The following is a 13,507-nucleotide window of genomic DNA, read 5'->3' as shown; positions in this document are numbered from 1 at the left end:
GAGTGCACATGCTGGCAATGATGAGTGCGATGCTGCTGACCACCGCGCCGGTGCTTCCGACGACCGGACCGGTCGCCGGACCGGTCGCTGTGCCCGGCGCGACGCCATCGCCGTTCGCCGGCGATTTCCCCGTACCGGCGTCGATCCCCGTAACAATTCCCGTATCGTTGCCGATATCGATGGCAACGTCCCCTTTGGCCCTGATCGGCTCGCTTCCAGCCGTCGAGTTTTCGCCGCAGGGGCTTCCCACGCAGGCGATTCCTCCGGTCGGCCCGCCACCGTTGCGCGCGCCACCCTTGCGCACGCCGGCGACCGAGCGTGGCACGCAGACCGACATCATCGTCACCGGCCGCAAGGAGAGCGCGAGCGATCCGCTGCGCGCGGCCAACGCCGAGTCGTTCGCGGTGACGCAGAAAGTCGACGACGCGGTGATCGGCCCGGTCGCGCGGACCTACAAGAAGACCGTGCCGAGCCCGATCCGGCGCGGCATCCACAATTTCCTCTACAATCTGCGCGAGCCGATCGTCTTCCTGAATTTCCTGCTGCAGCTCAAGCCGGGCAAGGCGGCGGAGACGGTCGGGCGGTTCGCGATAAACTCGACGATCGGCGCGGTCGGCGTGATCGACATGGCCAAGCGCAAGCCGTTCCGCCTGCCCAGGCGCTCGAACGGGTTCGCCAACACGCTCGGCTATTACGGCGTGAAGAACGGCCCGTTCCTGTTCCTGCCGCTGGTCGGACCGACGACGGTGCGCGACCTTCTCGGCGGCGCGGTCGATCGCCTGATCCTGCCGGTCGGCGTCGGCAAGCCGTTCACCAGCGCGACCTACACGATTCCCGCGGGTATCCTCGGTGCGCTCGATCACCGGTCGGAGTTCGATCAGACGCTCAAGGACCTGCACAACAATTCGCCCGATCCGTACGCGGCGACGCGGGCCTTTTATCTCAACCGGCGCCAGGCGGAGATCGACCATCTCCACGGGCGCGTCGAGGGCGATCCGGCGGGCATGTCGGGGCCGCCGCCGAGCGTGGTGCCGTTCGTGCCGAAGTATCTGGAGCCGGGCGCCGCGGCCGATTCGGGGACGGTCTCGGCGGTGCCGGGCGAGAGTTCCAGCGGTGCGCCTGCCGTCGATGTGCCGGCGGCGGCGCCCGCGGTGGCGGCTCCCGGCGTTGGTGTACCTGCGGCGGCGCCCGCGACTGCTGCTCCCGGTGGCGACGCGACTAGCGGATCCGAAGCTCGTCCCTGAACGAAGGAGGTGCCTTACCCCCCCTCTCCGTTCGTGCTGAGTAGAGACCGAGTAGCTCCGTCAGGAGCGTATCGAGGGCTCGTATCGAAGCACAGGTTCCGCGCGCCAACCTGTCCTTCGATACGCCGCTTCGACAAGCTCAGCAGCCACTCAAGACGAACGGAGGGGCGCCCCAACGCTCGTCACCCCAGCGTACGCTGGGGTCTCCTGATTAGGATAGATCGCGCATCAAACGGGGATATCCCAGCTTCCGCTGGGATGACGGGATTTGGAGGCGGCAGGCTCGCCCATGCACCGTGAGTTCTCCTGGCAACGCAGGAGAACCTTCCCCTCAGACTTCACTCACCAGCAGCTTGTCGATGCGCCGCCCATCCAGATCGACGATCTCGAACTTCCACCCCTGCTCGACGAAGCTCTCGCCCTCCCCCGGCAGATGGCGGAACACCGACAGCGCCAGCCCGGCAACCGTCGCGTAGTCGCGGTCCTCGGGCAGGTCTATACCGAGGCGATCGGCCAGCGAATCCGCCGCCATCGTCCCCGCCACCAGCAGCGAGCCGTCGTCGCGGACCACCACCGAGGGCGCGTCGTCCGGATCCGAGTCCGACTTGAACTCGCCGGCGATCGCCGCGAGCAGGTCGGCCGGCGTGACGATGCCTTCGAAATGGCCGTATTCGTCGTGGATCAGCGCCATCGGCACCTCGGCCTCACGCAGCGCCAGCAGCGCGTCCATCGCGTCGATCTGGTCGATCACGACCGGCGCCTTGCGCATCAGCGCGCGCAGGTCGATCGGTTCGCCGCGGAACAGCGCCGCGGCGATGTCGCGCGCCTGGACCACGCCCTTGACCGCGTCGATCGAGCCTTCGCCGACCGGCAGGCGGGTGTGCTGCGACGCGAGCAAAGTTTCGCGGATCTCGTCGGGGCCCCAGTCGCAGTCGAGCCAGTCGATCTCGGTGCGCGGCGTCATCACTTCGCGGACCGGGCGGTCGGCGAGGCGGACGACGCCCGAGATGATCGAACGCTCATGCTCCTCGATGATCCCCGACTTCGACGCCTCGGCGACGATCATGTGGAGCTCTTCGGCGGTAACGTGTTCTTCCGATTCGCGGTTGAGCCGAAGCAGCTTGAAGATCAGCGCGCTGGTCGAATCGAGCACCAGCACGATCGGCGCGGTGCCGATCGCGAGCCAGCGCATCACCGGCGCCATGAACGAGGCGATCGCCTCTGGCGCCCGGAGCGCGAACTGCTTGGGGACCAGCTCGCCGATGATCAGCGACGCATAGGTGGTCAGGCCGATGACGATCGCGAACCCGACGGTCTCGGCGGTCGAGGCGGACAGCCCCCAGGCCTGCAGCCGCGCGGCGGTCGGCATGCCGAGGCTGGAGCCCGAATAGGCACCGGCCAGGATGCCGATCAGCGTGATCCCGATCTGGACCGTCGACAGGAACTTGCCCGGGTCGGCCGCGAGCACCAGCGCGGCGCGCGCGCCCTTCTTGCCTTGGCGCGCCATCGCCTCGAGCCGCGCTTTCCGCGCGGAGACGATCGCGAGCTCGCTCATCGCGAACACACCGTTCAACGCGACCAGCGCGAGGATGATCGCGACGTCGATCCAGGGGAAGGGGGGAAGCGGTGCCATTGGCTCGCCGTCTCTTTGCAGGACAACGGCCCGTCGCACAACCGTCCTTGCACATGCTCGACATTACGCCACCAAGATGGTCAGGCTCGGTTCAGTGCGCAGGCGGAACAATCGTCGCTACACCGGGTTATCGGCCGTATCGGGCATAACGCCGTCATCGATCATGTCTCAGGGAGTTTATCTATGAAAACCAAGATGTTCGCAGGTGCCGCAATCGCCGCATTGATCGCCACCAGCGGCTGCACCACCGATCCGGAGACCGGTCGCCAGACGATTTCAAAGACTGCCCTGGGCGGCATCGGCGGCGCACTCGGCGGCTATTTGCTCGGCGACGTGGTCGGCGGTCGTCGCGACCGTACCGAGAAGCTGCTCGGCGCGGGCATCGGCGGCCTGGCGGGTGCGGGTATCGGCGCGTACATGGACAAGCAGGAGCGCGACCTGCGCGCGCGGACCGCAGGAACCGACGTGCAGGTGATCCGCCAGGGCGACGACCTGGTGCTCAACATCCCGTCGGGCATCACCTTTGCCTATGACAGCGCGACGGTGCAGCCGCAGTTCCAGCGTACGCTCGATCAGGTCGCGGACACGCTGTCGCAGTATAACCAGACCTATATCGACGTGTACGGCCACACCGATTCGACCGGCAGCGACGCGTACAACCAGACGCTGTCGGAACGCCGGGCGCGCTCGGTCGCGGATTATCTGGCGGGGCACGGTGTCCAGACGGCCCGCATCGGCACGCGCGGTTACGGCGAGACGCAGCCGATCGCGTCGAACGATACCGATGCGGGTCGCGCTGCGAACCGCCGCGTCGAGGTGAAGATCGTCCCGATCACGCAGAGTGACATGCGGTAATAAGCGCCCTTGCGATCCTCCCCCGCCAGGGGGAGGTGTCGCCGAAGGTGACGGAGGGGGAGGACACGGAACAGCGGTTTCCCTTTCCTCCCCTCCGTCTGGCAAAGGCCAGCCACCTCCCCCCTGGCGGGGGAGGATCTTTTTCAGAAGAGTCGTCCGCCGTTCGGTACGTCTTGGCTCGGCGATATCAGCACGACCTTCCCATCCGCGTCGGGGAAGCCAAGCGTCAGAACCTCCGACATCATCGGGCCGATCTGGCGCGGCGGGAAGTTGACCACCGCCGCAACCTGGCGGCCGACCAGTGTTTCCGGCGTATAATGTTCGGTGATCTGCGCGGACGAGCGCTTCACGCCGATCTCGGCGCCGAAATCGATCCGGAGCTTGAACGCGGGCTTGCGCGCTTCGGGGAACGGTTCGGCCTCGACGATCGTGCCGACGCGGATGTCGACCTTCTCGAAGTCTGCGAACGCGACCGGGTCAGAAATCGACATTGTCGTAGTGCGCCGGGGGTGAGATCAGCTCCATCCGTTCGGACAGCAGCGGGCGGAAGCTCGGGCGGCTCTTGAAGCCGCGGTACCAGCGGGCGGTCTGGTCATGGCCCTTCCAGTCGATCCCGCCGAGATAATCGGTGACCGAAATCTGCGCGGCGGCGGCCAGATCGGCGAGACTCATCGTCGCGCCGCCGAGCCAGTTCCGGTGATCGAGCAGGTAGTCCATGTAATCGAGATGCCCGACCGCGGCCTTCATCGCCTCGCGCAGGCCCTTGGCGTCGGGCGCGGCGCGGTGCGCGAGGCGTTTGACCATGCGCTCGTGGAGCAGTGGGCCGGTGACGTCGCGGTAGAAATGCGTATCGAACCACGTGACCAAACGGCGAATCTCGGCGCGGTTGGTCGCGGTGCCGTTGATCATCGCCGCCTTCTCGACGGTTTCCTCGAAGAATTCGCAGATCGCCATCGAATCGATCAGCGGGGCCACGCCGCGCGACGCGTCGACCATCACCGGGGTCTGGCCGGCGGGGTTCATGTCCATGAACTCGTCGCGGCGATCCCAAGGCGATTCGCGGACGAGTTCGTAGCCGACTCCCTTCTCGCCCAGCAGCAGGCGCACCTTTCGCGAAAAGGGACACAGGGGAAATTGATAAAGCTGCCACATACTCTTCGTTTAGGCGGTTGGGGGCGGCCGTGTCACTAGCGCGGGTTGGTCGGCGTTGTGTTTGTGGCAAGAAGATTTTGTTCGCGCAGAGGCGCAGAGAGCGCAGAGTTGTTGCGCTTGTCGCGAAGCGCGCATGTGAACAAGGTCCGTCGGCATGCAAGCAGCCCGTTCCGGGCGAAACCCCTCGGCGTCCTCTGCGCCTCTGCGCGAAACCAGCTTACTACACCCTTTCAGCGAAGGGCGGGGCCCAGTTGGAAAGGTCGCCGTAACGAAGCGCTGTCCTTCGTTTGCGACGTGCCCCAACTGGGCCCCGGCCTTCGTCGGGGTGGTGCTTGTGTGGCGTCGCTTACTCCGCCGCAACCAACTCCGCGCTGTCGTCGAGCGGATGGCTCAGGCGGGTGAGCATTTCCTTCGGGACGATCTGCCAGAAATGCGGCGCGACGCGATCCCAGTCCTCGAGCAGGCCCTTGGACCATTTGCTGTCAGTGGTGTCGGCATGGTCGCGGACCAGGTCGAGCAGGACGTCGGCCCAGTGCAGCGATTTCACGCGGTCCCAGGTGATGTTCTCGGGGTTGGCGCGCTTTTCGAACGTGCCGTCGGGATCGTAGACGAACGCCATCCCCCCGGTCATGCCCGCGCCGAAGTTCGCGCCGACCTTGCCCAGCACCACAGCGATACCGTTGGTCATGTATTCGCAGCCGTTCGCGCCACAGCCCTCCACGACCACGCTCGCGCCCGAATTGCGCACCGCGAAGCGCTCACCCGCCTGCCCCGCCGCGAACAGCCGGCCCGACGTCGCGCCGTACAGCACGGTGTTGCCGATGATCGTGTTGTCCTGGCTCGCGAGCGGCGAACTCACCGCCGGCCGCACGATGATCGTGCCGCCCGACAGCCCCTTGCCGACATAGTCGTTCGAATCGCCGAACACCTCGAGCGTGATCCCCTTGCACAGGAACGCACCGAGCGACTGCCCCGCCGACCCCCGCAACCGGATCGTGACGTGATCGTCCGCCAGCGTCGACATCCCGAACTTGCGCGTTATCTCGCTCGACAATCGCGTCCCCACCGCGCGGTGCGTGTTGCGCACCGAATAGGTCAGCTGCATCTTCTCCCCGCGCGAGAACACCGCCGCCGCATCCTTGATGATCTGCGCGTCGAGGCTGTCGGGCACCTCGTTGCGGAACGTCGACAGCGAGAACCGCCGCTGCGAATCGTCGGCATCGACCTTCGCCAGGATCGGGTTGAGATCGAGATCGTCGAGATGCTCAGCCCCGCGGCTGACCTGCCGCAGGAGTTCCGTGCGGCCGATCACATCGTCGAGGCTCTTCACGCCGAGCCGCGCGAGGATGTCGCGCACCTCCTCGGCGATGAAGGTCATCAAGTTGATCACCTTCTCCGGCGTCCCCACGAACTTCTGCCGCAGCGCGTCGTTCTGCGTGCAGATCCCGACCGGACACGTGTTCGAATGGCACTGCCGCACCATGATGCAGCCCATCGCCACCAACGAGAGCGTCCCGATCCCGTACTCCTCCGCCCCCAGGATAGCGGCGATCACGATGTCGCGCCCGGTCTTCAGCCCGCCATCAGTGCGCAACCGCACGCGACCGCGCAGGCCGTTGAGCGTCAGCACCTGGTTGACCTCCGACAGCCCCATTTCCCACGGCGTGCCGGCATATTTGATCGACGTCTGTGGGGAAGCGCCTGTCCCACCGACATGGCCGGCGATCAGGATCACGTCGGCATGTGCCTTGGCGACGCCCGCAGCCACGGTGCCGATGCCCGCCGACGAGACTAGCTTCACGCAGACGCGAGCGCGCGGATTGATCTGCTTCAGGTCGTAGATGAGCTGGGCGAGATCCTCGATCGAGTAGATGTCGTGATGCGGCGGCGGCGAGATCAGCGTCACGCCGGGCGTCGCATGACGCAGTTTGGCGATGAACTCGGTCACCTTGAAGCCGGGCAGCTGCCCGCCCTCGCCGGGTTTGGCGCCCTGTGCGACCTTGACCTCGATCTCCTCGCACGCGTTCAGATATTCCGCGGTCACGCCGAACCGCCCGCTCGCGATCTGCTTGATCGTCGAGTTCGCATTGTCGCCGTTCGCATACGGCACAAAGCGCGACTTGTCCTCGCCGCCCTCGCCCGACACGGCCTTGGCGCCGATCCGGTTCATCGCGATCGCCAGCGTCTCGTGTGCCTCGGGCGACAGCGCCCCCAGCGACATGCCCGGCGTCACGAAACGCTTGCGGATCTCGGTGATCGCCTCGACCTGGTCGACCGGCACCCCTTCCGCGGGGAAGTTGAACTGGAGCAGATCGCGCAAATACACCGGCGGCAGGTCGGACACGCCGCGCGAGAATTGCAGATAGCTCGTATAGCTGTCGGTCGCGACCGCGGTCTGGAGCAGATGCATCAGTTGCGCGGAATAGGCGTGCGTCTCGCCGGTGTGACGCTGGCGATAGAAGCCGCCGATCGGCAACGTCGCCACCGCCGGATCGAACGCTGCCTCGTGACGGTCGGTCGCGTTGACGTGCAGCGACGCATAGCCCTCGCCGCTGATCTTCGCGGGCATGCCGGGGAACAGGTCGTTGACCAGGCTGCGCGACAGCCCGACGGCTTCGAAATTATACCCGCCGCGGTAGGACGAGATGACCGCGATGCCCATCTTCGACATGATCTTGAGCAACCCCTCCTCAACCGCGACGCGGTGGCGGCGGAGGCATTCGGCCAGCTCCAGATCGCCGAACAGCCCGCGCGACTGCCGATCAACGATCGCGGCTTCGACCAGATACGCGTTCACGGTGGTCGCGCCGACGCCGATCAGCACGGCGTAATAATGCGTGTCGAGGCACTCAGCCGAACGGACGTTGATCGACGCGTAGGAGCGCAGGCCCCGCCGCACGAGATGCGTATGGACGGCCGCCACCGCGAGCACCCCGGCGATACCGACACGGTCCTCGGAAATCGCCTCGTCGGTGAGGAATATCTCGCTCTTGCCCTGCCGCACCGCCTGTTCGGCCTCGTTGCGGATCCGCTGGATCGCCGCGCGCAGCTTCTCCGGCCCGCCGCCGACCTCGAACGTGCAGTCGATCTCGGCGACCGCGCTCCCGAAATGCGCCTTCAGCCGCGCCCAATGCTCGCCCGTCAGCACCGGCGAATCGAGCACCAGCACGCGCTCGCGCTGGTCGCGCACGTCGAGGATGTTGGCAAGATTGCCGAACCGCGTCTTCAGCGACATCACGTGGCGCTCGCGCAACGGATCGATCGGCGGGTTGGTCACCTGGCTGAAATTCTGGCGGAAGAACTGGCTGATGAGGCGCGGCTTGTCCGAGATGACCGCGAGCGGCGTGTCGTCGCCCATCGAGCCGATCGCTTCCTTGGCGGATTCGACCATCGGCGACAGGATCAGCTCCATGTCCTCCATCGTCTGCCCCGCGGCGACCTGACGCCGCGCGAGTTCTGCGCGCTCATAGCGCACGACCGCATCCTCGACCGACGGCAAGTCGGCGAGCGTGTGGAATTCGCCGATCATCGCGGCGTAGTCCGCCTCGCCCGAGATGCGATCCTTCACTTCGCGGTCCTGGAGCAGGCGACCTTCGTCGAGGTCGACCGCGATCATCTCGCCCGGTCCAAGCCGGCCTTTCGCGACGATCGTTGATTCGGGAACGACGACCATGCCGCTCTCGGAGCCGACGATCAGCAGGCCGTCGGAGGTCAGCGTATAGCGGAGCGGACGCAGCGCGTTGCGATCCATGCCCGCGACCGCCCAGCGGCCATCGGTCATTGCCAGCGCGGCGGGGCCGTCCCACGGCTCCATCACGGACGCGAGATACTGGTACATCGCGGTATGCTCGGGCGGCATATCCGGGCTAGCGGCTTCGGGGACGAGCATCAGCTTGGCGGTCGGCGCATCGCGGCCCGAGCGACAGATCGCCTCGAACACGGCATCCAATGCGGCGGTGTCGGACGCGCCGGCGGGGATCACCGGCTTGATGTCCTCCGAATTGTCGCCGAACGCGAGGCTAGCCATGCGAATCTCGTGGCTGAGCATCCAGTTCTTGTTGCCGCGGATCGTGTTGATCTCGCCGTTATGCGCGAGGCAGCGGAACGGTTGCGCCAGCCACCATTGCGGAAAGGTGTTGGTCGAATAGCGCTGATGGAAGATCGCGACACGGCTCTCGAAGCGCTGGTCGCACAGGTCCGGGTAGAACACCGACAGCGATTCCGCGAGGAACAGCCCCTTGTAGATGATCGACCGGCACGACAGCGAGCAGATGTAGAAGCCCTGGATCTGCGCCGCGATCACGCGCTTCTCGATCCGCCGGCGGACCAGATACAACGTCTTTTCGAACTCGGCGGCGTCCTGCTCTTCGGGCAGCGGTCCGGCGATCATGATCTGCTCGATCTCGGGGCGCGTCGCCTGCGCCTTCTGGCCGATTACCGACACGTCGACCGGCACCTGCCGCCAGCCATAGATGGTATAGCCCGCCTCGATGATCGCGCTCTCGACGATCGTCCGGCAATCCTCCTGCGCGCCGAGATCGGTACGCGGGAGGAAGATCATCCCCACCGCGAGCCGGTTCGGACGCACCTTGTGCCCCGACGCCGCGACCGCATCGTCGAAGAACCGCAGCGGCAGGTCGATATGCAGCCCGGCACCATCGCCCGTCTTGCCGTCCGCATCGACAGCGCCGCGGTGCCACACCGCCTTCAGCGCATCGACCGCCGACTGCACGACGCGGCGCGACGCGCGCCCGTCGGTGGCGGCGACGAGGCCCACGCCGCACGCATCGCCTTCGAACTCGGGACGGTACATGCCTTCAGCAGCCAAGCGGGCGCGTTGATCGATCATCGGGGAACCCTGTTCGTTGCTCATGCCGCCACCTTCGCGTTCGCCGCCTTGGTCTTCAGCCATTTGTGCATCGTCGCCGCCACATCGCGGCCGTCGCGGATCGCCCACACCACCAGGCTCGCGCCGCGGACGATGTCCCCCGCCGCGAACACGCCGTCGAGCGAGGTCATCAGCGTCTTGCCGTCGACAAGGACGGTACCCCAGCGGCTAACGCCCAGCTCAGGGGTCGCAAACAAGCTTGGCAGGTCCTCGGCGTCGAAGCCGAGCGCCTTGATGACGAGATCGGCGTTCACCGAATAATCGCCCGCGGGATCGGGTTCGGGCGCGCGGCGGCCGCTCGCGTCAGGCGCACCGAGACGCATTTTCCGTACCTTCACGCTCGACACCACGTCACCGCCATCGAAGCTCTGCGGCCCCGACAGCCAGACGAACTCGACGCCCTCCTCCTCGGCGTTGGCCACCTCCCGCTGCGAGCCGGGCATGTTCGCGCGGTCGCGGCGGTAAAGGCATTTCACCGACTTGGCGCCCTGGCGGATCGCCGTGCGGACGCAGTCCATCGCGGTGTCGCCGCCGCCGATCACGACGACGTCCTTGCCCTCGGCATTGAGGCTGCCGTCGTCAAATGCAGGGACCGCGTCGCCAAAGCCCTTGCGGTTCGAGGCGACGAGGAAGTCGAGCGCTGGGACCACGCCGTTCGACCCGCCACCCGGCAGGTCCATCGCACGCGCCTTGTACACGCCGGTCGCGATCAGGATCGCGTCGTGGCGCTGGCGGAGATCGTCGAGGCTCGCATCGTGACCGACCGCGAAGTCCTCGTGGAAGACGATGCCCGCCGCCTTGAGCCGCTCGACGCGGCGCATGACGATCGGCTTTTCGAGCTTGAAGCCTGGGATGCCGTAGGTGAGCAATCCGCCGGCGCGATCGTAGCGATCGTAGACATGAACGTCATAGCCGTGCCCACGCAGATATTCCGCTGCGGTCAGGCCAGCCGGCCCCGCGCCGATCACGCCGACCGACTGGCCGCGCGATTTGCCGGGGACCAGCGGCTCGACCCAGCCATTTTCCCAGGCGGTGTCGGTGATGAACTTCTCGACCGAGCCGATCGTAACGGCGCCGTGTCCGGTGAACTCGATGACGCAATTGCCTTCGCACAACCGGTCCTGCGGGCAGATCCGGCCGCAGATCTCGGGCATCGTTGAGGTCGCGTTGCTGAGTTCGTACGCCTCGCGGAGGCGCCCTTCCGCGGTCAACCGGAGCCAATCGGGAATGTGGTTGTGCAGCGGGCAATGGACCGAGCAATACGGTACGCCGCACTGCGAACAGCGCCCGGCCTGCTCTTCAGCGGGTTCGGCCGCATAGCGTTGCGCGATTTCACGGAAATCGTCGGTCCGCTCTTCCGCAGTGCGCTTGGCGGGATAGGATTGCTCCCGGCCGACAAATTTGAGCATCGAATCGTTCGCCATGATAGCCTCCGACAGCCGCGTTATTGCGCGATCGGATGCTTGTCACGGCTAAAACAGCATTTAGGTAAGTTATACTGCCTGATAAAACTTAATAATTACCAGGTTTTTCTGATAGACGGTCTCAACAAGTCTTATTGATACCGAAGCGGACCTACTTGCTGAGCAGCCAGATTAGCGCTGCCGAACCCGCCACCACCCGGTACAAGGCGAACGGCACGAACCCGTGCTTCGTGACGATCCCGACGAACCACTTTACCACCAGCAGCGCAACGACGAACGACACCGCGGCACCGATCGCGATCGCGCCCAGCCCGACGCCGCCACCGCTCGCGATCGCCTCGCGGTTCTTCAGCAGTTCGAGCGCACTCGCGCCCAGCATCGTCGGGATCGCGAGAAAGAAGCTGAACTCCGCCGCAGTGCGCCGCTCGACGCCCAGCGCCAGCGCGCCGAGGATGGTCGCGCCCGACCGGCTGACGCCCGGGATCATCGCAAGACACTGGAGGAAGCCGATCCCGATCACGGTCTTCAGCGGGATGTCCGCGACGCCGCTAATGTCGCTGCGCGGCGCGAACCGCTCGACCGCGAGGATCGCGAAGCCGCCCACGATCAGCGCAATCGCGACGACCTCGGCATTGCCGAGCAGCGCCTCGATATACTTATGCAACGCCAACCCGATCACCGCCGCCGGAATAAAGGCCACGACCAGGTTGCGCAGGAACAGCCACGACTTGGGCTCGCGCTTCATCAGCCCCATGCCGACCGCCCAGAACGTCCGCCAGTACAGCACGACGATCGCGAGGATCGCGCCGAGCTGAATGACGACGTTGAACACCTCCCAGCGCCCCGCATCATAACCCAGCAGCCGCGTCGCCAGGATCAGATGCCCGGTCGACGAGACAGGCAGGAATTCGGTGATCCCCTCGACGATGCCGAGGAGGATGACGGTAAGAAGTTCGGTCAAGCAGGCGCTCCGGCGTCGCGGGTGTTAGGAAAGACGTAGCACGGGCGGGTTCAGCTTGGGTGGACTTCCGCGCGCGTTTCGGCGCGCCGACCGAACCGTCCGGCCTTGCGAAAACGCACCAGCCAGCCCGGCGCGACCGTCGACAACGGCGTCGCTTCGATCCCGAACGCCGCCAGTCCGTCGGCGCCGGTGACGACATTGTCGCTCTGCAGCATCGTCCACTGGTCCTTGGTGATCGGCGCCCCCGGCAGGAAACCGGCTCTCGCGATCAGCGCACCGGCAAAGTCCGGAAGCTCCACAATCGACGGATTACGGCCGATCGTCTTTGCGATCCAGCGGATCAGATTCCCCATCGTGATGATGTCGGGCCCGCCGAGTTCCAGCGTCTGCCCGCCGAACGTCTCGGGCGTCGACGCCGCCGCGACGATCGCATCGGCGACATTGCCAACGAAAACCGGCTGGAACTTCGCCCCGGCGCGCAGCACAGGCACCACCGGCGCCTTGGCGATCATGCCGGCAAAGCGATTCACGAACTGGTCTTCCTGGCCGAACACGATCGACGGCCGCAGGATCGTCGCGGTCGGGAACGCCGCGAGCACGGCCGCCTCGCCCTGCCCCTTCGACTTGCCGTAGGCCGAGGCGGACTCCGGATCCGCACCGATCGCCGAGACATGCACCAGCGCACCGACACCGGCCTCGGCCGCAGCCTTTGCGACCGTCTGCGCGCCGAGCGCCTGGATCCGCTGGAAATCGCCCGCGAGCACGCCGACCAAATTCACCACTACATCCGAGCCGTGGATCGCATGCGCGATCGTCTCGGGCTTGGTGACGTCGGCGCCGACGAACTGCGTCTGGCCGAGCCCGCCGAGCGGTTTCAGGAAGAACGCCTGCCGCGGATCGCGCTGCGCGATGCGGACACGTGCGCCCGACGCCAGCAGCGCCTGCGCGACATAGCGGCCGACGAAACCGCCGCCCCCGATCAGCGTCACCAGTTTGTCGTTCATCGCCGTCCGTCCACTTTGTTTTGCCTGCCCATTCGCGAATAACCCCTTGCCCCAGCAAGAGGCGTGTTGACAAGCATCGCGACCCTCCACTAGAGGCGCCCTCCTACCCCGTGCCCGGATGGCGGAATTGGTAGACGCACCAGCTTCAGGTGCTGGCGATCGCAAGGTCGTGGAGGTTCGAGTCCTCTTCCGGGCACCAGCACTCCTCAAGTGCTTGAAATCTCTCGGGGATCGTCCACAAAACGGTCCCCAGAGAGCATCTGCTACCCCAAATTGCTACGGGAAAATGACCCATCGTCAGGTCAAAAATCCCGCAAAACCGTCCGTGTGGAGGGCCATTCTTGCT

General features: G+C 65.9%; 9 protein-coding genes and 1 tRNA gene. 3 read left to right on the top strand and 7 right to left on the bottom strand.

Going from position 1 to position 13,507, the window contains the following annotated elements:
• The first annotated feature begins 8 nt into the window (after positions 1–8).
• The gene (locus tag SPHN_RS12230) at positions 9–1,244 is read left to right on the top strand and encodes an MlaA family lipoprotein (RefSeq protein WP_248523704.1); all 1,236 of its coding nucleotides are present in this window, start codon (positions 9–11) and stop codon (positions 1,242–1,244) included.
• Positions 1,245–1,575: 331 nt separating this feature from the next.
• On the opposite strand, the gene SPHN_RS12225 is transcribed toward SPHN_RS12230, so the two are convergent.
• Positions 1,576–2,877 (bottom strand): hemolysin family protein, encoded by a 1,302-nt coding sequence (locus SPHN_RS12225; protein ID WP_248523702.1) that lies wholly within the window; start codon positions 2,875–2,877, stop codon positions 1,576–1,578.
• A gap of 183 nt (positions 2,878–3,060) precedes the next feature.
• Between SPHN_RS12225 and SPHN_RS12215 the strand changes: the two genes are divergently transcribed.
• The gene (locus SPHN_RS12215; protein WP_187504477.1) at positions 3,061–3,732 is read left to right on the top strand and encodes an OmpA family protein; all 672 of its coding nucleotides are present in this window, start codon (positions 3,061–3,063) and stop codon (positions 3,730–3,732) included.
• 143 nt (positions 3,733–3,875) lie between these two features.
• Here the strand turns inward: SPHN_RS12215 and SPHN_RS12210 are convergent, their stop codons facing one another.
• The 6 genes from SPHN_RS12210 to SPHN_RS12185 form a co-directional block, all read right to left on the bottom strand.
• On the bottom strand, positions 3,876–4,223 hold the full coding sequence (locus SPHN_RS12210) for a tRNA-binding protein (protein WP_248523700.1): 348 nt from the start codon (positions 4,221–4,223) through the stop codon (positions 3,876–3,878).
• Positions 4,210–4,884, bottom strand: a complete 675-nt coding sequence (locus SPHN_RS12205; RefSeq protein ID WP_187504475.1) for a glutathione S-transferase family protein — start codon at positions 4,882–4,884, stop codon at positions 4,210–4,212. Before SPHN_RS12205 ends, SPHN_RS12210 begins: the two co-directional genes overlap by 14 nt.
• Positions 4,885–5,230: 346 nt before the next feature.
• Positions 5,231–9,733, bottom strand: a complete 4,503-nt coding sequence (gene gltB / locus SPHN_RS12200) for a glutamate synthase large subunit (RefSeq protein ID WP_248524024.1) — start codon at positions 9,731–9,733, stop codon at positions 5,231–5,233.
• A 20-nt stretch (positions 9,734–9,753) separates the two neighbouring features.
• Positions 9,754–11,196 (bottom strand): NAD(P)-dependent oxidoreductase, encoded by a 1,443-nt coding sequence (locus SPHN_RS12195; protein WP_248523698.1) that lies wholly within the window; start codon positions 11,194–11,196, stop codon positions 9,754–9,756.
• 151 nt (positions 11,197–11,347) lie between these two features.
• The gene (locus SPHN_RS12190) at positions 11,348–12,157 is read right to left on the bottom strand and encodes an undecaprenyl-diphosphate phosphatase (RefSeq protein ID WP_248523696.1); all 810 of its coding nucleotides are present in this window, start codon (positions 12,155–12,157) and stop codon (positions 11,348–11,350) included.
• A gap of 50 nt (positions 12,158–12,207) precedes the next feature.
• Positions 12,208–13,161: a complex I NDUFA9 subunit family protein gene (locus SPHN_RS12185; RefSeq protein ID WP_248523694.1), complete on the bottom strand. Its 954-nt coding sequence runs from the start codon at positions 13,159–13,161 to the stop codon at positions 12,208–12,210.
• A 112-nt stretch (positions 13,162–13,273) separates the two neighbouring features.
• Here SPHN_RS12185 and SPHN_RS12180 point away from each other — a divergent pair.
• A tRNA-Leu gene (locus tag SPHN_RS12180) sits at positions 13,274–13,360 on the top strand.
• Positions 13,361–13,507: the final 147 nt, after the last annotated feature.

This window comes from Sphingomonas faeni, assembly GCF_023195535.1.
In the GTDB taxonomy this organism is placed as follows: domain Bacteria; phylum Pseudomonadota; class Alphaproteobacteria; order Sphingomonadales; family Sphingomonadaceae; genus Sphingomonas; species Sphingomonas faeni_B.
The sequence above is the reverse complement of the archived record's forward strand: the minus strand, read 5'-3'. Positions and strand labels throughout refer to the sequence as shown.